A 19,457-nucleotide genomic window follows, 5' to 3' on the forward strand; every position below is an offset into this window, starting at 1 on the left:
GGATGAGGCGGTACGGTGCCATCTGCACCACCCCCCCCCCGAAACCCTCCCTGGAAGGGGGAGGGGACAAGTCACGCCCCGACCGAAGCGATCGACCGGAAACCCGTTCGATCCTGTGAACGGGGGCGTCGCGCCGTCTTCGTCCAAGGCAGGGCGCTGCCCTGCACCTTCGACGAGGTCTCGACCTCTCGAAACCGGACCTCACAGCTTCTCGGTCGGCGTCGTCGTCTCGCCGTCGGCCGGCTTGCGCTTCTCCGGCTTGGCCGGCTTCGGGCAGATGCCCTGAAGGCTCGCCCACTCGGCCTCGGACAGGATGCCCGGGCCGGCTGGCTTCTCCCCCGCCAGCGACCGGATCCGCGCCGCCCGCTCCGCCGTGAACGGGTGCGAGCGCAGGAACGAGACCGCGTCCGGCTTCTCGTCGTCCGCGTCGGTGATGCGCTCGAGGATCGCGGCGAGCGCCGCCCCGTCCCCGCCCGCCCGCTTCACCGCCGCCACCGCGTAGGCATCCGCCGCTCGTTCCGCGTCGCGGGAATAGCCCGCCGAGATCGCCGCCTGGCCGACCGTCACCAGCACCGTCGAGCCGGTGAGGTCGCCGAGCACGAGGCTCAGCAGGAACGAGGTGCCGCCCGCCGTGATCACCGAGCGCATCGGGTCGCGGGCGGCGACGTGGCCGAATTCGTGGGCGAGGATGCCGGCGAGTTCATCGCCGTTCCTGGCCTTGGCGATGATGTCGGAGAGCAGGATCACCCGGCCGCCCGGCAGGGCGAGCGCGTTGGCGACCGAGTGGCGGCGCACGCTCACCTGCGGCGTCGTCGGCAGCACCATGCCCTCGGCAAGCCGTGCCGTCAGCCGGTCCAGCACCGCCCGCGCCGCCGCCTCGTTGCAGAGCGGCGGGTCGCCGAGCAAGGTGACGATCTGCCCATCGACGCTGCGCCCCAGCTGCGACTCGACGGCCTGCGGCACCAGCGGTGCGAGCAGGCCGGACGCCGCCGGCACGCCGTAGATCGCCGTCAGCAGCACGGACACGCCCGCCGCGATCGACCAGAGCACGAGGCGGGTGAGGCCGCCCCCGCCCTCGGTCCGGTTCAGGTCGGGGCAGCGCGCCGTCAGCGCTTGCGCGAACGGCGCGTCGGCGAACTCGACGCTCTCCGGTCCCTGCGCGTGGCCGATCCGCATCAGGGGCGGCGCGGCCTCGGAAGCGCGCAGGTCGAGCAGGCTCCAGTCGCGGGACACGTCCTCGCCGACGATTTCGAGCCGGAACGTCAGCCGCAGCGTCACCGGTCGAGGCCGGGCGCTGATCCCGTCGAAGAAGGTGCCGGCGGTGGTGATCGCCTCCATCGTGACCCTAGAACCCGATCTCGAGGGCGCCGCCGACATCGAGCGCGTCGGCCAACCCCTCGTTCAGGCCGCTGGCCGGCGGGCGCGTCGAGGCGAGCACCGCTTCCAGCGCCGGCAGGTTCTCGATCTGCATCGTGGTCGCCACCGCGTGCCACAGGCGCACGGTGATGATGCGGACATAGAGCACGTTCGTGCCGAGGATGGCGCCGAGATAGAGCAGTACGGTCGAGACGATGACGAAGGCGTGAATGCCCGGATTGTCACCTCCAGTGGCGATCAGCGGCACGAGCAGGGCGAAGATGATGCCGAGCACGACGACGAAGCCGATTACCGCCAGCAGGTAGACGAGATAGGGGAAGTAGAACTGGCGCGCCTTGAGCGAGGAGCTGAGCTGCGCCCCGCCGAGATGTGTCGCGTTGAGGAACGCGCGGGTCTCGCGGGCGCGGTAATAGGGAATGAGCAGCAGCGCCAGCGGGATCGACACGCTGGCGGCGATGCCGACGGCGCTGGCGTAGGAGACCAGCGGCGAGTCGGCGTAGGCCGGGTTGAAGATGAGCTTGCTCTTCGCGCTCGCCGGATCCTGGATCAGCAGATCGGTCGGGATGTCGAACCCGCTCGCCGCCAGCAGCGCCAGGACGCTCACCAGGATCGGCAGCAGCGCGACGATGTAGAACATCAGCCACGGCAGCAGGATCGAGCGGCCGGTCGCGGTCGAGCGCATCCGGCTCTGTCCGACCAGGGTGTGGTCGATGCGGTAGCGCTCTAGGGCCGCGCGCATGAAGGGGAAGGCGAGGCCGAGGCTGAGGATGGTCCCGAGCCACCACAGGCTGGCGAAACCGGCATAGGCGAAGCCCGAACCGTCCTGGCCGAGGCGGATGCCGCGCCAGCGGGTGCGCGAGGCGCGATAGCGCCGGCCGCGGTACAGAGCGTACTGCCCGAGGACGAACAGGCCGATGAAGGAGATCGGCGCGGCGAGCGCGGCCAGCACCGGGCTCAGGAGGCCGATGATGAACAGGACGATGTAGATCGGCACGAGGATCGCGAGCGCCACGAGGAAGCCGAGGAACAGCTCCTTGCCGGTGCCGAGATACTCGGCCGGGCTGCCGGCCACGACCGTGCGGCTCCAGAAGTAGCGCCGCAGGTTGGTGATGTACCAGAACCGGTAGATCGAGAAGGTGACCAGCGAGAGGAGGAAGCCTTTGACGACGATGCCGGTGAGCCCCGCCGCCCTCCGGTCGAAGGCGATCTCCCCCGTTCGCGCCGGAGCCGGGCTCGGCACACCCTCAAGCTGGTTCATCGTCGCAATCCCCCTTGATTGGGGTGAGACTAGATTCCGTATTGGGTGCGTTGCAACAGCGCGGGCCGCACAATCTTCGCTTTAGGAGCGGCGAGCGGTCCGGGCAGGGGCCAGCGGCGCGGCTTCCTGGTTAATTTCACGTGAAAATCGGTTTGTTTACCGGCTTCTGATTCGCCATTCGCTCTGTCGCTTCGATCCCGCTTTCGTCATCGCTTCTCTGCCGCTCGCGATGACGGAGTAAGGTCAAACGAGAGGCCGTCGATCGGAAACCAGATAAGAACTCAAAACGAAGAACGCCGGGCCCCGTGAGGGCCCGGCGTTCTTGTTTGATGTCATTGCCAAACAACGGCTCCCGACGCGGAGCCGCCGCAGCTCAGCAGCAGCGGAAGCCCGACGTGTTGCCGACGCCGAAGCGGGCGTTCTCGCGGTTGCGGAAGAATTCGCGCTCCGTCATCGGCGTCTGGTCCGGATGGGTCTTGGCGATGTGGGCGACGTAGGTCCCGTAATCGCCCTGACCCACCATCAGCCGCGCGCCGTCGCAGACGCACTTGTTGAAGGCCCTGAGGCGATCGCGAAAGTTCTGCGAGGGGGCGGCGGTGCTGGTCATGTCGGCCTCACTCCGCGGGCGCGAGCTTGGGATCGGCTTCGAGGGCGGTCCAGCGGTCGGCGCGGTAGGCCTTGACGCAGGCCATCACCCCGAAGACGACGATCGCCACCACGAGGCCGACGAACATCACGGCGAGCGCCGCGTCGATCCGGTCGTTGAAGACGATCTTGTGCATGTCGTCCATGCTCTTGGCCGGGGCCAGCACCTTGCCCTCGGCGATCGCCGTCGCGAACCGGTTGGCGTGGCTGAGGAAGCCGATCTTCGGGTCGGGCGAGAAGATCTTCTGCCAGCCGGCGGTGAGGGTGCAGATGCACAGCCATACGGTCGGGATGATCGTGACGAAGGCGTAGCGCTCGCGCTTCATCTTGAAGATCACCACCGTCGCCAAGGTCAGCGCTACAGCCGCAAGCATCTGGTTCGAGATGCCGAACAGGGGCCACAGGGTGTAGATGCCGCCGAGCGGATCGGTGACGCCCTGGTGGAGGAAGAAGCCCCAGGCGCCCACGCAGAGCGCGGTGGCGACCAAGCTCGGTCCCCAGGACGCGGTGTCCTTGAAGGTCGGCGAGATCAGGCCGAGCAGGTCCTGCAGCATGAAGCGCCCGGCGCGCGTGCCCGCATCCACCGCCGTCAGGATGAACAGCGCCTCGAACAGGATCGCGAAGTGGTACCAGAAGGCCATCATCGTCTTGCCGCCGATGGCGGACGAGATGATGTGGGCCATGCCGACCGCCAGGGTCGGGGCGCCGCCGGTGCGGGAGATGATCGAGTGCTCGCCGACATCCTTGGCGGTCTGGGCGATCACGTCGGCGCCGATGGGGAAGCCGAGCGCCGTCACCGCCGCCGCCGCGCTCTCGGGCGTGGTGCCGACGAGGCCGCCCGGCGAGTTCATGGTGAAGTAGATGCCCGGCTCGATCACGCAGGCGGCGACCAGCGCCATGATCGCGACGAAGCTCTCCATCAGCATGCCGCCGTAGCCGATGAAGCGCGTGTCGAGCTCGTTGTCGACGAGCTTCGGCGTCGTGCCCGACGAGATCAGGGCGTGGAAGCCCGAGACCGCGCCGCAGGCGATGGTGATGAACAGGAACGGGAACAGGGAGCCGGCCCAGACCGGACCGGTGCCGTCCACGAACTTCGTCATCGCCGGCATCTGCATGTGCGGCGCCACGAAGACGATGCCGATGGCGAGGCCGACGATGGTGCCGATCTTGAGGAAGGTCGAGAGGTAGTCGCGCGGGGCGAGCAGCAGCCAGACCGGCAGGATGGCGGCGACGAAGCCGTAGCCGATCAGCATCCAGGTGAGCTGCACGCCGGTGAAGGTGAAGGCCGGACCCCAGTACGGGTCGGCGGCGATCTGGCCGCCGTAGACGATCGCGGCCATGAGCAGGACGAAGCCGATGATCGAGACCTCGCCGACCTTACCCGGCCGGATGTAGCGGGCGTAGAGGCCCATCAGCAGGGCGATCGGAATCGTCGCGCCGACGGTGAAGGTGCCCCAGGGGCTCTCGGCCAGCGCCTTGACCACCACCATCGCCAGCACGGCGAGCAGGATGACCATGATCATGAAGGTGCCGAACAGCGCGATCACGCCGGGGATCACCCCGAGTTCGGCCCGGATCAGCTCGCCGAGCGAGCGCCCGTCGCGGCGCATGGAGATGAACAGGATCATGAAATCCTGCACCGCGCCGGCGAGCACGACGCCGGCGAGGATCCAGAGCATGCCGGGCAGGTAGCCCATCTGCGCCGCGAGCACCGGGCCCACGAGCGGGCCGGCGCCGGCGATCGCCGCGAAGTGGTGGCCGAACAGGACCGACTTGTTGGTGGGGACGTAGTCGAGGCCGTCGTTGTGGCGGTGGGCCGGCGTCTCGCGCTTCGGATCGAGGCGCATGACGTTGTCGGCGATGTAGAGAGAGTAGTAGCGGTAGGCGATGAGGTAGACGCAGACCGCGGCGACGACGACCCACAGGGCGTTGATCGATTCCCCCCGTTGTGTCGCGACCACCGCCAGCGATGCGGCGCCCAATGCCCCGACGAGGGCCCAGGGCCCGTGTTTCTGTATTGCGCCCATGCGACGCCTCACTCCGTCATTGGCCGCATTCTTGATGCAGGCGGCCTTACACGGCTCTGTTTGACGCAATTTTTCCGGTGAGGCCAGTTGCCGGGAATACACAGGTCCGCGTTCCCCGACACGGGGAGTGACATCTTCCGGCTCGCGTTACCTCGCTGGCGGAGGGCGGACCGTCCCGCTCGCCTCGGGCCCGGCGCGTCAATCGAGGACGATGACCCGGTTGGGGAGCTGGTTGTCGGCGTCACGGCCGGGCAACTCCGCCGCGAGCACGACGCCGACCCGCTCCACCGCCGCGACGAGGCCCTCGGCCAGCGCCCCGCGCCCGGCGGCGGCGAGGAGGTCGGCGACGATGGCGTGCCACTGCGCCTCCTCGATGCGGGCCCGCACGCCCCGGTCGGCGACGATCTCGGCGTAGCGCTCGGCCAGCGCCACGTAGACCAGCACGCCGGTGCGCCCGCGCGTTCCGGTGAGGCCGTGGGCGAGGAATTCGCGGCGCGCGGCGGCATGCGCCCGCTCGCGGCGCCAGCGCCGCGGCGTCAGCGCGACCCGCAGGCCCTCGTTGAGGGTCAGGAGCAGGCTCGCGAGCACGCCGGCCGCCTGCGCGAGCGCGATCTCCCCCGCCCCGAGATCGGTGAAGACGATCAGCGGCCAGGGGAGGGCGAGGGCGACCGCCAGCGCGAGGGCGAGGCCGGGGGAGCGGTAGAGCCCGGCGCGCGCCGCCACGAGCACGACGATCTCGCCCGAGCTTCCGGCCTCCGCCCGGCCGATCGCCGCGGCGATCCGCGCCCGCTCGGCGCCGTCGAGGATCGTCGCGCTACCAGTCACCGGAGGCTCCTCCGCCGCCGAAGGAACCGCCGCCGCCGGAGAAGCCCCCGCCGCCGCCATCCGAGAAGCCGCCGCTCCAGCCGCCGGACGGCCCTGGGATGACCACGAAGCCGCCGCCGCGGCCCCGTCGTCCGCCGCCGTTCATCCGCGTCAGCACGACGACGAGGGCGATGATGACGACGATCCAGAAGATCACCGTGACGGGATCGACCGAATCTTCCCGGACCGGTGCCCGGCGCTGCCATTCGTCGGCATCGCCCGCGAGGATCGGCAGGATGGCATCCACCCCCGCCTCCACGCCGCCGGAAAAATCGCCCTGGCGGAAGCGGGGGGTGATCGCGCTGGTGATGATGGTCTTCGACAGCGCGTCGGTCAGCGCCCCTTCGAGCCCGTAGCCGACCTCGATGCGGACCTTGCGCTCCTTCGGCGCCACCAGCAGCAGCACGCCGTTGTTGGTCTTCTTCTGGCCGATGCCCCAGCTCCGGGCGAGGCGGTTGGCGTAGTCCTCGACGGTGAGATCCTGGAGGCTCGGCACGGTGGCGACGACGAGCTGATCGCCGGTCCTGTCCTCGTGCGCCTTGATCTTCCCGTCGATCCGCGTCCGCGCCTCCGGCGAGAGGATGCCGGCCGCGTCCACCACCCGCCCGGTGAGCTTGGGGAAATCGGGCTCGGCCGCGGCGGCGAGCCCGGCCCCGATCATGAGCGCGAGCGCCAGCACCGCCAGCAGGCCGGCCGCGGGGAGCCGGACGATCCGGCCGGGGCGCGTCATCACCGGGAAGCCGCTCGCGCGGGCAGGCTAGAACTTCACATTCGGTGCGCGCTCGGCGCCCGGCGTCGAGGTGAAGGTCTCCATCGGCTTCGCCTCCGGATAGAACCACGAGGCGATCCAGCGGCCGGGAATGGTGCGGATCTCGGTGTTGTAGGCCTGGACCGCCTGGATATAGTCGCGCCGGGCCACGGCGATCCGGTTCTCCGTGCCCTCGAGCTGTGATTGCAAGGCCAGGAAGTTCTGGTTGGACTTGAGATCCGGATAGGCCTCGACCGAGGCCAGCAGCCGCCCGAGCGCCCCCGAGAGCTGGTTCTGCGCGTCCTGGAACTGCTTGAATTTTTCGGGGTCGCTGACCGTCGAGGCATCGACTTGGACGCTGGTCGCCTTGGCCCGGGCTTCCGTCACCCGGGTCAGGGTCTCCTGCTCCTGCTTGGCGTAACCCTTCACGGTCTCGACGAGGTTCGGGATCAGGTCGGCCCGGCGCTGGTACTGGTTCTGCACCTCGCTCCAGGCCGATTTCGCCTGCTCCTCCAGGCTCGGCACCCGGTTGATCGCCCCGCAGCCGGAAAGGCAGGTGGCCAGCCAGAGCGCCGCGAGGGCGGAGGCGAGCCTAGCGAAAACAGACGTGCGGGATGGAGCTGTAATATTGAAGAAACAGATCATATGAATCGCCCCCACATTTGACAGGAAACTGAAACCCGGATTTGCAAATGAAACGGTACGCACGGTGAAAATTTATACGAAAGCAATGTGTTATGGATTTCGACAATTTCGAGTGATGTTGTCCAATTTTGTGCAAAGTAGATTAAACATTGACTGTCGCGATGAAAAATCATCCCTACGCTCTGGCTGAAGCCTGAGGCAGGGCATAGGAAGTTCCGTAGTTAGGGCGCGTTAGCCTTCCCATCCAAGCGTCGATGATTGATCCAACGTCCAATGCAACTCCTCCGCTTTGCTTGATTCTTGTGCAATACAATTTTCCCAAAATTCCGCCGGCAACTAGAAATAGCCGGCCATGAAGGGGCTGGCTCAGCTCGTTACATAGACTGTTGAATCTATCTGGAAAGTGCCGACCTTCTCCGGCATCGTTACCAAGCAGATGGACGTGAGCTTTCTCTCCGGGAATCCTGTAAAATTCGACATGATCAAGTTGGAAAGCCTGCTTGAGAGCTTGTGGTGCGTCGGTCATGCATGATATTAAAGAAATTTCCTTGTGATCGCGAACTAGATTCTCCAGTAGATTGCTCTGAAGCAACTCAGCATGAATCTGCTGCGTTGTCCAAGATTGCCCTCTGTCAACGGTGGGGACCTGTGCTAATCTCAGCGCATTAACTAGACATGTGATCCCAGTAGGGCTGCAAAACTTGTACTCGTGTTCGACCCACGATCGATAGGGCAAACCTAATACATCTGCATCGTACATTGCTTGTCGCAGCCCGAAGGCCGTATCAGTAAATCCAGATTTTATCAAATCGATTTCTCCATTGAACCATACTCGAGCGCGATCTTCGCGGCAATATCTATACAGATTTTGGAAGCGCTGTTCGTCTTCGCTCGAAATTCTGCAAAAAGCGCCCTCTCCATCGCCGAGCCGGATCATCGAGAAGCCACGCTTATCTCGCAAAGCGGCGCGGGTCCAATCAATTAAGCACTCCTTAGAAATATATCGATTATCTCTCTCGAATTTAGCACTGATTTTATCTGCCAAACCGGCGGGAAAAATTTCCATAAAAGCACATAGTTCACGTAGCCAAGCCGTATCAGAACTATCTGGCGACATTTCATCTACGAGGGCCACATAATTCCTTGCTGCAACGAAATCTCCGATGCGTGCCGACATACGAGCCGCAAACTTGATGCTTCGTACATCGCCGGGCATGCGTACGATGTTTTTTTCAAGACTCAGCAAGGCTTCAACGTGCCGCCCGAGCATCGCATCCAGCATTGCCAATTCATACGATGCAAAGCCATTATTAGCATTTTTGCTAAGAACATATCGGCAAATACGATATGAATCTTCAAATTTACCAAGATCTCGCGCAATAATGGCTATATCAACAAGCGATTGCTGATCATCAGGGATAGTTCGCTCCGCTGAACTTGTAAGCGCGGCAATCCCCTCACTATTTCCTTCCGCCACAAGTCTGCGTAAGTCTGAAAGGAGATTTTGTCCGTAGTCCATGCTAATGCTTCCCTGTATGATTGCTTATTGTCTGCTGACGTCAAATACGAAGTGAGAACTGAACATCAATCGGAAGAGATTCGTTTGAGCCGGGTTCAGTCCTTGCTTGCGGCCATAGTTGATAAATGCCTCTCCGATAGGATTAACTCCTGACATTAGAGGAGATAACGAGTTTTCGTCGGAACCGCTTGTGCAGATAATAAGCCGCCTGACGAGCCAGGTTATTGCATCAAATTTCGGATATATTTTATCAAGCCTCAGGCCCGCCTGCTCACATGCGATTTTGAAGCCGTAAGGGGTAAAATTAAATGTACTGTAATCATGGATTTGTTCCATGTAGCTAACTTGGCCTATTAATCTTCCCCCAGGCTTGAGCACACGCCGGATCTCGGAGAAAGTTTTTTTTATGTCTTGGATGTGTTCGAATGTTTGATATGAATATACAATATCAAATTTTTGGTCCCCATAGGGAAGACTCAGACCATCGTAGAAATCGATATTCTGGTCATGCTTCGCAGCTTCTCGCGCCTCTTGCGCCATTCCGGAACTGTAGTTGACGCCTGTCCATTTGAAACCGAAACTCTCGAGCATTCCTCGGTGCCCAGCGGTACCGCATCCGAAGTCAAGAAGATTCGAAAGTCCAGCGGCATACGCTGATCTTAATACGTCCTCTACGGAGCAAACATCTGTTGATTGATTATCGACAATATTGACCACTTGCTCATGAAATGAGCCATCAATTACTGTCATTGATGCTGAGTCGAGGATCGAGGTGACAAGACATTCAACAAGATGTGCAGCTGATATTTCATTTCGCATGTTGATTCGCCTCTATGATTTAGTTACAGGGCTTGAATACAATGCCCTGTTCTGACCATGGGAGACGAATAATATGAGCTCCCCGCTGACCAAAAAACTCATCGAGATCCCACGGGTCAATTGCGATATGTCCGTAGTTATCCAAAACCATCGGGGCGCCCGGATTGAGGTGGTCCCACAGAAACTCAACCGCTTCCGGTATGAATCCAAGATCGTAATGGGCAAAGCAGATTTTCTTGCCTCTTACTTGATCCAATAGATTATTATCATTCACTAGACCCTCTAGACGAACGCAATGCGGGTAAAACGATAGTCTTCGCGCTATTTCGTCATTGCACATGGTTGCATTCGGATGCATCATATGTGTTTCGAATACATCAAACATATAAATTGTACGTGTTTCGCCAAGGTTCTTCAGGACATGGGCGAGGTGCCACACGCTGCCACCTTGATAGCAGCCCATCTCGACTATATCTCCTTCACTCTTCAAGCCCGCTCTCATCAACTCAGACAGGAACTTCAGCTTGTTCGGTTCCATCATCGACATGGGCGACTGATGTTTACTGAAATCGATTTGATTATAAATGCCGTCTTGCTCGAAAACATTTATCTCGACGGTTGGTTTGTAATGCAGTCGAGGAGGGTAATATAGGCGTACTTTTTTGTCATATAGTGCTCTAATCTTGCCAGCAAAGGCGTAGAGCTGTGCATATTCACAGACAACTAGAAGATCTATTTCGAATTTTTCATTGCTAGAAACAACTTTTCTGTCACGAAACCTTATGCCTACCTTCCACTCCTCCTCATCATAAATGGCAACAATTTTGTCGGAATGCCAATTCAATAGGTGTTTGGAATATTCATTAAAACCAATCAAGGCAACTCGAACGCCTGGGGCTTCGATTTCTCGCCGCATTGCAGCCAGTGCTTCGTGGTCACAGGCCACAGTCGCTGTCTCGTGTACTGCGTATGTCAAATCAGCCTCCGAAGCGTTACGACACAAATAGGTGGAGAGTTGTTGCTATCACAAACTGCGTCCCCCCCTTCTGCCCATGTCTCTACCAAAAGGCAGGGCCACTTGCATACCCATGTCGAGCGGGGCCGTTCGGAACAGGAGCGTCATACCATATTCCTAAAATAAAACATCGTTCATATTAATGAGTTGCAGTTCCAAAGTGTGTTAGTTCTGTAAGGCAAAACTCAGGAATCGAGCATAAATATATAAATCCAGCGAGCTGTACAACCAAGCATCGAGGTTAGATCGTCGCCTTGGATCATCAATGTCGCTGACAATGCCTCACTTGGATCTTTATTGACTTTGCGTATCGGCTTAGCTTATAGTATCAAATATTTCGCATATTAGAATTCTCAACATCGATCTATACATGGTTTATATAAATCGAACAGGAGTCTTGATGGATAACACCATGCAAACTGCTATCCTCACACAGCTGCCTCGCCCCCGCATCACCATCACCTACTGCACCCAGTGCCAATGGCTCCTGCGTGCGGCGTGGATGGCGCAGGAGCTTCTGTCAACCTTTCGCGACGATCTCGGCGAGGTCGCGCTGCGGCCCGGCACCGGCGGGGTGTTCGTGATCGAGGTCGAGTCCGAGGTCATCTGGGAGCGCGTGCGCGACGGCGGCTTTCCCGATGTGAAGGCGATCAAGCAGCGGGTGCGGGACCGGCTCGATCCGGGACGGGATCTGGGCCACGTCGATCGCGCCGGGCGGGAGGGCTGAGGCGGGGCAGTTGGCAGGCGTGCCCGCGCTGGGGCATGATGGGCGGGCGCCACCCTCGAAAACCCTTCAGCGCAAAGCCGCGGGACGCCTTGATCCGACGCATGCTCTCCCGGCTCGGCCAGCGTGGCTTCTCCACGCAATTCTACCTGATCATGTTCGTGATCGCGCTGATCGGTCCGGGCCTGATCTTCACCGCGATCCTGCTGACCCGCTACGCCGCCACCGAGCGCGCCCGCTTCGAGCAGGACGCACGGGAGAACGTGCGCGGGATCGCCCTGTCGATCGACCGGGACACCGCCGGGCTCGTCTCGGTGCTGCAGACGCTCGCCACCTCGCCGCGGCTCAAGGACGGCGAGTTCGCCAACTTCGAGAACCAGGCCCGCCTGGTGCGCGAGGCGATCGGCCTCGATCTCGTGCTGCGCCGGCCGGACGGGCAGCAGATCGTCAACACGGCCCTGAAGCCGGGGGCGCCCCTGCCCGTGAGTTCGCTGCCGGTCGACCGCGAACTCATCGACAGCGGCCAGCGCTCCATGGTCACCGGTTATCTCGCGGGGGCGATGCCCGATCAGGCGCACTACGCCGTCGCGGTCCCGGTGCGGATCGACGACGGGGTCGCGTTCATCCTCAGCTTCTCGGTGCCCTTGACCCGAATCGCGGGGATCCTCGCCCGCGAGCAGGTCCAGGGCTGGGTCACCGGCGTCTCGGACCGCGACGCCGTCGTGCTGGCGCGCCTGCCCGAGATGCCGGGCGTGGTCGGAAATCCCCGGCTCGCGACGTTGCGCCAGACGGCGACGGGCACGCCCGGCGTCTGGGAGGGGCGCGACCGGAACTTCAAGCCCATCACCATGGTCGAGGCACGCTCGCGGCTCAACGGCTGGACCGTCGGGGCGAGCATCCCGCGCGAGCTAGTCGATGCCCGGCTGCGGCGCTGGATCTGGGCCTTCGGCGGATTCGGGCTTCTCGTGCTCGCCACCTCCTCGGTGCTCGCCGTGCACCTGTGGTCGCGGGTCTCGAAGCCGCTGCGGCAGCTCGCGGCCACGGGCCCGGCGCTCGCCCGGGGGCAGGCGATCCCCCGGGTCGCCTCGCCGATCCACGAGATCCGCCGCCTCGCCGACGTGCTCTCGGAAGCCTCGCTCCGACTGCGCACCCGCAGCGAGGAGCGCGACCGGGCCCTCGCCGAGACCCAGCGCGGCCTCGCCGCGCTCCGCGAGAGCGAGGCGCGCTTCCGCCACATGGCCGACTCGGCGCCGGCGCTGATCTGGATGACCGACGACACGGCGGAAGTGGTCTTCGCCAACATGCATTTCGACCACCTGTTCGGCCGCCCCGCCGCGGAGCTGGCCGCTGGCGGCTGGGAGTCGATCGTGCATCCGCCGGACCTGCCCGCCTTCCAGGCGACGTTCCAGGAGGCGTTCGAGCACCGCCACCCGTTCCGGGCGGAGATGCGGGTGATCGATCGCAACGGCGAGATCCGCTGGCTGCGCTGCGAGGGCGTGCCGCGGCTCGACGACCACGGCACCTTCCTCGGCTTCACCGGCTGCAGCGTCGACGTCACCGATGCCAAGCGGGCCGAGGAGCATCTGCGCCTGCTCATCAACGAGCTGAACCACCGGGTGAAGAACACGCTCGCCACCGTCCAGTCGATCGCCATGCAGTCCCTGCGCGGGCTCGATGGCGAGGAGGCGCAGGCGGCCAAGGCCGCCTTCGAGGCGCGGCTGCTGGCGCTCGCCCGCGCCCACGACGTGCTGACCCGCGAGAGCTGGGAGGGCGCCGAGCTGAAGACGGTGGTGGCCGACGCGATCCGCCCGCTGGAGGCCGCCGAGGGCCAGGATTCGCGCTTCGCGGTGTCGGGGCCGCGCCTGCGGCTCGCACCACGGCTGGCACTGTCCATCGCCATGGCCCTGCACGAGCTCGGCACCAATGCCGTGAAGTACGGGGCCCTGTCCAAGGAGGGCGGTCGGGTCACGATCACCTGGACCGTGCAGCGCCGGCCGGAACTCTCCCTCTCCCTGCGCTGGAGCGAGAGCGGCGGCCCGCCGGTCACGCCGCCGACCCGCCGCGGCTTCGGCTCGCGCCTGATCGAGCGCAGCCTCGCCCGCGAACTCGCGGGGCAGGTCGAGCTGCTCTACGAGCCCGGCGGCGTGGTCTGCACCATCGAGGCTCCGGTGCCGCCGCCCGGCCTGCTGGAGCGGAAAGGCGGGACGCAGCTCGCGGCGACGAAGCCGCTGCCGCTCGCGGGCTGAGGGCGAGCCGAGGGCGGGCTCCCGCCGGCCGCTACTGGAACGTCATCGGGTCGGGACCGATCCGCCCGTCCGCCCGGTCGAGGCCGCCGATCGCCGCGTGGTCCTCTTCCGTGAGGGCGAAGCCGAACACGTCGATGTTCTCGTGCATCCGGGTCGGCGTCGCCGATTTCGGGATCGCCACGAAGCCGTTCTCGACGTGCCAGCGCAGCACCACCTGAGCCGGGCTGCGCCCGAGGCGGTCGGCGATCCGGGTGATGATCGGATCGTCCAGCACCTGGGCCTGTCCCAGCGGGCTCCAGGCCTCGGTGATGATGCCGAGCCGGGCATGGGCCGCCCGCAGGGCGTGCTGCTGGAAATGCGGATGCAGCTCGATCTGGTTGAGAGCCGGGGTGACGCCGGTCTCGCTCACGAGCCGGTCGAGATGGGCCTCGGTGAAGTTCGAGACGCCGATCGAGGCCGCACGACCCTCCTCGCGCAGGCGGATCAGGGCACGCCAGCTGTCGAGGTAGAGCCCGCGTTCCGGGCAGGGCCAGTGGATCAGGTAGAGGTCGACCTGCTCCAGGCCGAGACGGGCGAGGCTCTGGTCGAAGGCACGCAGCGTCGCGTCGTAACCCTGGCTGTCGTTCCAGAGCTTCGTCGTCACGAACACCTCGGCCCGGGACACGATCGTCTCCCGCAATCCGCGCCCGACCCCGTTCTCGTTGCCGTAGGCCGCGGCGGTGTCGATCGAGCGGTAGCCGCTGCCGAGCGCCGTGCCGACGAGGGCGGGCGTCTCCGCCGCCTGCAATCGCCAGACGCCGAATCCGAGCTGAGGGATGGACCGTCCGTCGTTGAGGGCGATCTGCGGGACGGGGTCGGGGGCTGTCATGGCGTCGTTGTTCTCATGCGCTTGCCCGAGCGACGAGCCGGGGGCGGGGCACAGAGAATCGGCATGATCCTGCCTGCCGTACAGGCATTCTTGCGGGGGGGCAGGGCTGCGCGCGCGTCAGGGCCCGATGCGCACGACGTCCTCGGCGGCTCCGAGGTCGGGCATTCGGACGAGGTGCAGATAGGTCGGATCGAAATCGCAGAACGCCCGCAGGCGCGCGACGTCCGGGACGAGCAGCCGGCGGTCCTTCAGCTGGATCAGGCCGGCCAGGCGCAGGTCGCGCAGGATGCGGCTCACGTGGATCGTGGTGATGCCGAGGATGTCGGCGAGCATCGGCTGGGTCAGGGGCAGCGGGCATTCGCGCTCGCCGGCGGCGCCGACGAGCTGCTGGCGCAGCAGCAGCTCGCAGAACAGATGGGCGATGCGCTTGTCGGCGGAGCGCTGGCCCATGCTGGCGAGCCATTCCCGCAGGATGCTCTCGTCGACGAGGGTGGCCCACCACAGCGCCCGGGCGAGACGGGAATCGCGGAAGACCAGCGCATCGACCCGCTCCTGCGGGATGTCGGCGACGGTGCAGGCGGTCAGGGCGGCGATGTAATGGTCGGACGGGCCGAGCACGATCGATTGCAGGTCGCAGAAATCGCCCGGCAGGAGCAGCCCGAGGATCTGGCGCTGCCCGTCGTTGATGAGCTTGTAGCGGAAGGCGTAGCCTTCGAGGACGAGGTGGACGCCGGCCGCCCGGTCCCCGGCCCGCACGATGTCCTGCTGCGGCTCCAGGGTGCGGCGGCCCCGGGACAGGTCGGCGAGCATCGCCCGGTCCCCGGCGTCGAGATCCGCGCCGTAGCGAAGCCGGAGGATCAATGGGTTGCTGCGCGGGAGCGCCACGGTCGCGTCCATGCACGCTCAACGCGGAACGCTTCGTTCCGTGCCATGGAAAAGCGACGGCATCGTTCGGGAGAACCGCTGTCGCCGGGCGGTGTTCCCGTCCGGTCGCGTCTCAGGCCGCCTTCCAGCGGCGGGCGGTGTGGTTGCCGAAGGCGCGGGCGTAGAGGTTGCAGTAATTCAGGGCCGCCCCGTCCCAGCCGAAGGAGCGGGACATCGCGCTGCGCCGCATGGTGTTGAGGCGCTTCTTCTGGCCGAAGGTCTCGAAGGCGCGGCGGATCGCCGAGGCCAGTCCCCTCGGCGAGGCCTCGCCGAAGGTGAAGCCGGTGACCCCGTCCTCCACCGTGTCGTTGAGCCCGCCGGTGCGGCGCACGATCGGCAGGGAGCCGAAGCGCTGCGCGTACATCTGCGCCAGCCCGCAGGGTTCGAACCGCGAGGGCATCAGCAGGAAGTCGCTGCCGGCGAAGATGCGGCGCGCCTCCGTTTCGCGGAAGCCGACATGGACGCCGACATTCTCGGGATGGCGCCCGGCGAGATCGCGCAGGGCCTCCTCGAACCGGCCCTCGCCCTGGCCGATCACCACGAGCTGGCCGCCCTCGGCGACGATCGATTCGGCGGCGCTGATGCTGAGGTCGATGCCCTTCTGATGCACGAGGCGCGAGACGATGGCGAAGAGCGGTCCGCGGGAGACCGCCATGCCGAAGGCTTTGCGTACCTCGTCGGCATTGGCCCGCTTGCCCTTCCAGTCGTCGGGCTCGAAGCGGGTGGCGAGGTGCGGGTCGGTGCGCGGGTCCCAGCTCTCGTCGATGCCGTTGAGGATGCCGGTGAGCCGCCCCTGCGCGGCGCGGGTGCGCAGCAGGCCGTCGAGGCCGCAGCCGCCCTCGGGCGTGGTGATCTCGCGGGCATAGGTCTCGCTCACCGTGGTGATGTGCGAGGCGTGGTAGATGCCGGCCTTGAGGAAGGAGAGCTGCCCGTAGAACTCCACGCCGTCCATCTGGAAGGCGTAGTCCGGCACGCCGATCCGCCCGAGATTGTCGCGGTGGAACAGGCCCTGATAGGCGAGGTTGTGGATCGTCAGCACGCTGGGGCGGCGGATGCCGAGCCAGGACATGTAGGCCGGCGCCAGGGCCGTCTGCCAGTCGTTGAGGTGCAGCAGGTCGGCCGACCAGAACGGGTCGATCCCGGCGGCGAGTTCCGCCGCCGCCCGGCTGAGGCGGGCGAACCGCAGGTCGTTGTCACCGAAATCGCCGCCGGCATCGCCGTAGGGCGTGCCGTCGCGCTCGTACAGGTCGGGCGCGACCAGCACGTAGACGCCGAGGCCGTCCGGCGTGGTGCCGAAGCCGAGCTCGCAGCCCGGCACGCTGGCGAAGCTGCCGAACCGGGCGATCATGGTCAGGTTTTCGAGGCCGGCCAGCACCCGCGCGTAGCCGGGAATGAGGACGCGGACGTCGTAGTGGCGGCGCAGCGCCCGCGGCAGGGCGCCCGCGACCTCGCCGAGGCCGCCGGTCTTCACGAAATCCGCCATCTCCGGGGTGGCGTAGAGGATGCGGGGGAGAAGGGCGTTGCCGAGCCTGGGATCGGGGTCGGAGACGGATATCGGTGACGGCGGCTCGGCGACCGGGCGCGCACCGAGATCCACGTAAGCCATCGACTCGCCCCCACTCCACCCGCGCCGCTGGTGAAAAGCGGGAACCGCCGCTGCTGCGCTCGGCATTGAAATGCTCCGGAAGGCAATCCGTTCCGTTGCATCGCACAATTCAGGCCAGGTTCAGGCTAATAATTTTCGGCGTGGCCCCGCGTTGTCCTCATGGCTCACCCGCGCCGGACGAATGGGTCGACCGTTTTGCGCCTTTGGCCCGGCCGCGGGCGGGCCGAACGCGCAGTGTGCGCCGCAGCGGACCGGCCGCGGAGCGGACTCAGCGGCCCGCCGGTCCGAGGATCACGCCCTCGTCCGATTCGAGCCTGAGGCCGCCTTCGACCCGGTCGCCGGCCCGGCCGGAACGGGTCGAGAGCAGGATCGTCCAGGCGCCCCCGTCCTCCAGCGGCACGGTCCCGTCGCGGCCGCTGAAATTGAGCAGGATGCGCAGGGTTTCGGCTTCCGCGAAGCGCTCGAAGGCGAAGATGTCGGCGGCGAGATCCAGCGGCAGGTCGAGGCCGCGCCACCCGCCGATCGACAGGGCCGGGTGGTCGCGGCGCAGGGACAGGAGGCGGCGGTAGAGGGTCAGGATCGAGCGGGAATCGTCGCGCATCTCGTCGACGTTGCGCCGATCCGCATCGTCGCTGAGCGGCAGCCAGGGCGTGCCGGTGGAAAAACCGGCATTCGGCGCGTCCTCCCACTGCATCGGCGTGCGCTCCGGGTCGCGCCCGTGGCCGGGCTCGTTGCGTCCCCACGGGTCCTGTGCCCGTTCCGGCGGCACCGGGACATGCCCGAGGCCGATCTCGTCGCCGTAATAGAGGGTCGGCGTGCCCCGCAGGGTGAGAAGCAGCATCGCGGCGATGCGCGCTTGGCGCTCGCCGACGCGGGCGGCGATGCGTGGCTGGTCGTGGTTGCCGAGCACCCAGTTCGGCCAGCCGCCCTCGGGCAAGGCCGCCTCGTACTCCGCCACCAGAGCCGCCACCGCGTCGGCGCGCCACGGCGTCTGGATGAGCTGGAAGTTGAAGGGCAGGTCGGCCCCGGTCAGCCCCGGCCCGTAATAGGCCACCAGCCGCTCGATCGGCAGGTAGATCTCGCCGATCAGCACCCGCTCGCCGTATTCCCGCAGCACCGCGCGCATCCCGGCGATGACCTCGAGCACCTCGGGCCGATCGCAGGAATAGACCTGCTGGAAGCGGTTAATCCCGGCCTGATGCGACTGGAAGTCGGGATTGTGCGGGTTGTCGCGGAATCCCTCGTCCTTGATCAGGTGCCAGATCACGTCGACGCGGAAGCCGTCGACGCCGCGGGCGAGCCAGAAGCGCAGGGCATCGTGCATCGCCGCCCGCACCTGCGGGTTGCGCCAGTTCAGGTCCGGCTGCTCGGGCAGGAAGGCGTGGTAATAGTACTGGCCGGTGGCTGGATCGCAGGTCCAGGCCGGGCCGCCGAAATTCGAGAGCCAGTTGTTCGGCGGGCCGCCGTCGGGGGCCGGATCGCGCCAGATGTACCAGTCGCGCTTCGGGTTCTCGCGGCTCGCCCGGCTCTCGGCGAACCACGGATGCTCGATCGAGCTGTGGTTGGGCACGAAGTCGAGGATCACCTTGAGCCGGCGCCGGTGCGCCTCGCCGATCAGGGCGTCGAAATCCTCCAGCGTGCCGAACAGCGGATCGACGGCGCAGTAATCGGCGACGTCGTAGCCGAAATCGGCCATCGGCGATCGGTAGAACGGCGAGATCCAGACCGCGTCGACGCCGAGCCAGGCGAGGTAGTCCAGCCGCGCCGCGATCCCTCGAAGATCACCGACGCCGTCGCCATCGGTGTCCTGGAACGAGCGCGGATAGACCTGATAGACTGTCCCGCTCTGCCACCAGATCGTTTCGGAGCCGCTCGTCCCGGATATCGGACTTCCCATCGGACCTCCCGCGATGACGCCCGGCATCGGGCGCGCCGTTCCCGAGGTGGCGTAGGGCTGTTCAGGAAGCCTTCAAGCGGTCGGTGCCATTTCTCGTGCGGGCCGGCGGCCGATGCACGAGCGTTGTGTCCACAGTGACACAGACGTGCGGGCACGTGACTTGCGAACGACGTGTTTGCACGCATGTGTCGCGATGTGTCTCGACAAGCCCGGCCACCGGCAACACCATGGTGTGGCAGGGCGACAGACCACGTCGCAGATCATCGTGCCGCCGC

General features: G+C 65.1%; 16 protein-coding genes. 2 read left to right on the forward strand and 14 right to left on the reverse strand.

The window, feature by feature from the left end:
* Positions 1-201: 201 nt before the first annotated feature.
* From ABS772_RS04915 to ABS772_RS04960, 10 genes are all read right to left on the reverse strand, one after another.
* Positions 202-1,338 (reverse strand): M48 family metallopeptidase, encoded by a 1,137-nt coding sequence (locus ABS772_RS04915; RefSeq protein ID WP_350392632.1) that lies wholly within the window; start codon positions 1,336-1,338, stop codon positions 202-204.
* A 7-nt stretch (positions 1,339-1,345) separates the two neighbouring features.
* A complete protein-coding gene (locus tag ABS772_RS04920) occupies positions 1,346-2,635 on the reverse strand; it encodes a YjgN family protein (protein WP_350392635.1) in 1,290 nt (429 codons plus the stop codon).
* Between the two features lie 373 nt (positions 2,636-3,008).
* Positions 3,009-3,242: a YbdD/YjiX family protein gene (locus tag ABS772_RS04925; protein WP_183436336.1), complete on the reverse strand. Its 234-nt coding sequence runs from the start codon at positions 3,240-3,242 to the stop codon at positions 3,009-3,011.
* Between the two features lie 7 nt (positions 3,243-3,249).
* Positions 3,250-5,307 (reverse strand): carbon starvation CstA family protein, encoded by a 2,058-nt coding sequence (locus ABS772_RS04930; RefSeq protein WP_350392641.1) that lies wholly within the window; start codon positions 5,305-5,307, stop codon positions 3,250-3,252.
* A gap of 198 nt (positions 5,308-5,505) precedes the next feature.
* Positions 5,506-6,132 (reverse strand): TPM domain-containing protein, encoded by a 627-nt coding sequence (locus tag ABS772_RS04935; protein ID WP_350392644.1) that lies wholly within the window; start codon positions 6,130-6,132, stop codon positions 5,506-5,508.
* Entirely contained in the window at positions 6,122-6,901 is a 780-nt protein-coding gene (locus ABS772_RS04940) for a TPM domain-containing protein (RefSeq protein WP_350392647.1), read from the reverse strand. Before ABS772_RS04940 ends, ABS772_RS04935 begins: the two co-directional genes overlap by 11 nt.
* A 27-nt stretch (positions 6,902-6,928) precedes the next feature.
* Positions 6,929-7,564, reverse strand: coding sequence for a LemA family protein (locus tag ABS772_RS04945; RefSeq protein ID WP_238253598.1), 636 nt, complete (start codon positions 7,562-7,564; stop codon positions 6,929-6,931).
* Positions 7,565-7,739: 175 nt separating this feature from the next.
* Complete coding sequence (locus tag ABS772_RS04950) at positions 7,740-9,083, reverse strand: tetratricopeptide repeat protein (protein ID WP_350392651.1); 1,344 nt, start codon at positions 9,081-9,083, stop codon at positions 7,740-7,742.
* A 24-nt stretch (positions 9,084-9,107) separates the two neighbouring features.
* Positions 9,108-9,902: a class I SAM-dependent methyltransferase gene (locus ABS772_RS04955; RefSeq protein ID WP_350392654.1), complete on the reverse strand. Its 795-nt coding sequence runs from the start codon at positions 9,900-9,902 to the stop codon at positions 9,108-9,110.
* 19 nt (positions 9,903-9,921) lie between these two features.
* Positions 9,922-10,848 carry a TylF/MycF/NovP-related O-methyltransferase gene (locus tag ABS772_RS04960; RefSeq protein ID WP_350392657.1) on the reverse strand — a complete coding sequence of 309 codons (927 nt, stop codon included), beginning with the start codon at positions 10,846-10,848 and terminating at the stop codon, positions 9,922-9,924.
* 469 nt (positions 10,849-11,317) lie between these two features.
* Between ABS772_RS04960 and ABS772_RS04965 the strand changes: the two genes are divergently transcribed.
* Positions 11,318-11,644 (forward strand): SelT/SelW/SelH family protein, encoded by a 327-nt coding sequence (locus tag ABS772_RS04965; RefSeq protein WP_350392661.1) that lies wholly within the window; start codon positions 11,318-11,320, stop codon positions 11,642-11,644.
* Positions 11,645-11,745: 101 nt separating this feature from the next.
* The gene (locus tag ABS772_RS04970; protein WP_350392665.1) at positions 11,746-13,887 is read left to right on the forward strand and encodes a sensor histidine kinase; all 2,142 of its coding nucleotides are present in this window, start codon (positions 11,746-11,748) and stop codon (positions 13,885-13,887) included.
* A 31-nt stretch (positions 13,888-13,918) separates the two neighbouring features.
* On the opposite strand, the gene ABS772_RS04975 is transcribed toward ABS772_RS04970, so the two are convergent.
* The 4 genes from ABS772_RS04975 to ABS772_RS04990 all read right to left on the reverse strand — a co-directional run bounded on the left by ABS772_RS04975 (position 13,919) and on the right by ABS772_RS04990 (position 19,182).
* On the reverse strand, positions 13,919-14,755 hold the full coding sequence (locus ABS772_RS04975; RefSeq protein ID WP_238253602.1) for an aldo/keto reductase: 837 nt from the start codon (positions 14,753-14,755) through the stop codon (positions 13,919-13,921).
* Between the two features lie 117 nt (positions 14,756-14,872).
* Positions 14,873-15,652 carry a Crp/Fnr family transcriptional regulator gene (locus ABS772_RS04980; protein WP_350392671.1) on the reverse strand — a complete coding sequence of 260 codons (780 nt, stop codon included), beginning with the start codon at positions 15,650-15,652 and terminating at the stop codon, positions 14,873-14,875.
* 100 nt (positions 15,653-15,752) lie between these two features.
* On the reverse strand, positions 15,753-17,285 hold the full coding sequence (gene glgA / locus ABS772_RS04985; protein WP_350392674.1) for a glycogen synthase GlgA: 1,533 nt from the start codon (positions 17,283-17,285) through the stop codon (positions 15,753-15,755).
* A 268-nt stretch (positions 17,286-17,553) separates the two neighbouring features.
* A complete protein-coding gene (locus tag ABS772_RS04990; RefSeq protein WP_350392677.1) occupies positions 17,554-19,182 on the reverse strand; it encodes an alpha-amylase family glycosyl hydrolase in 1,629 nt (542 codons plus the stop codon).
* Positions 19,183-19,457: the final 275 nt, after the last annotated feature.

Origin of the sequence: Methylorubrum podarium (assembly GCF_040270385.1) — a bacterium.
Taxonomy (GTDB): Bacteria; Pseudomonadota; Alphaproteobacteria; order Rhizobiales; family Beijerinckiaceae; genus Methylobacterium; species Methylobacterium podarium.

Bases quoted from the DNA above. Each gene is read 5' to 3' on its own strand.
- ABS772_RS04915 (WP_350392632.1), bottom strand. From the start codon at position 1,338: ATGGAGGCGATCACCACCGCCGGCACCTTCTTCGACGGGATCAGCGCC.
- ABS772_RS04920 (WP_350392635.1), bottom strand. From the start codon at position 2,635: ATGAACCAGCTTGAGGGTGTGCCGAGCCCGGCTCCGGCGCGAACGGGG.
- ABS772_RS04925 (WP_183436336.1), bottom strand. From the start codon at position 3,242: ATGACCAGCACCGCCGCCCCCTCGCAGAACTTTCGCGATCGCCTCAGG.
- ABS772_RS04930 (WP_350392641.1), bottom strand. From the start codon at position 5,307: ATGGGCGCAATACAGAAACACGGGCCCTGGGCCCTCGTCGGGGCATTG.
- ABS772_RS04940 (WP_350392647.1), bottom strand. From the start codon at position 6,901: ATGACGCGCCCCGGCCGGATCGTCCGGCTCCCCGCGGCCGGCCTGCTG.
- ABS772_RS04945 (WP_238253598.1), bottom strand. From the start codon at position 7,564: ATGATCTGTTTCTTCAATATTACAGCTCCATCCCGCACGTCTGTTTTC.
- ABS772_RS04950 (WP_350392651.1), bottom strand. From the start codon at position 9,083: ATGGACTACGGACAAAATCTCCTTTCAGACTTACGCAGACTTGTGGCG.
- ABS772_RS04955 (WP_350392654.1), bottom strand. From the start codon at position 9,902: ATGCGAAATGAAATATCAGCTGCACATCTTGTTGAATGTCTTGTCACC.
- ABS772_RS04965 (WP_350392661.1), top strand. From the start codon at position 11,318: ATGGATAACACCATGCAAACTGCTATCCTCACACAGCTGCCTCGCCCC.
- ABS772_RS04970 (WP_350392665.1), top strand. From the start codon at position 11,746: ATGCTCTCCCGGCTCGGCCAGCGTGGCTTCTCCACGCAATTCTACCTG.
- ABS772_RS04975 (WP_238253602.1), bottom strand. From the start codon at position 14,755: ATGACAGCCCCCGACCCCGTCCCGCAGATCGCCCTCAACGACGGACGG.
- ABS772_RS04980 (WP_350392671.1), bottom strand. From the start codon at position 15,652: ATGGACGCGACCGTGGCGCTCCCGCGCAGCAACCCATTGATCCTCCGG.
- glgA (WP_350392674.1), bottom strand. From the start codon at position 17,285: ATGGCTTACGTGGATCTCGGTGCGCGCCCGGTCGCCGAGCCGCCGTCA.
- ABS772_RS04990 (WP_350392677.1), bottom strand. From the start codon at position 19,182: ATGGGAAGTCCGATATCCGGGACGAGCGGCTCCGAAACGATCTGGTGG.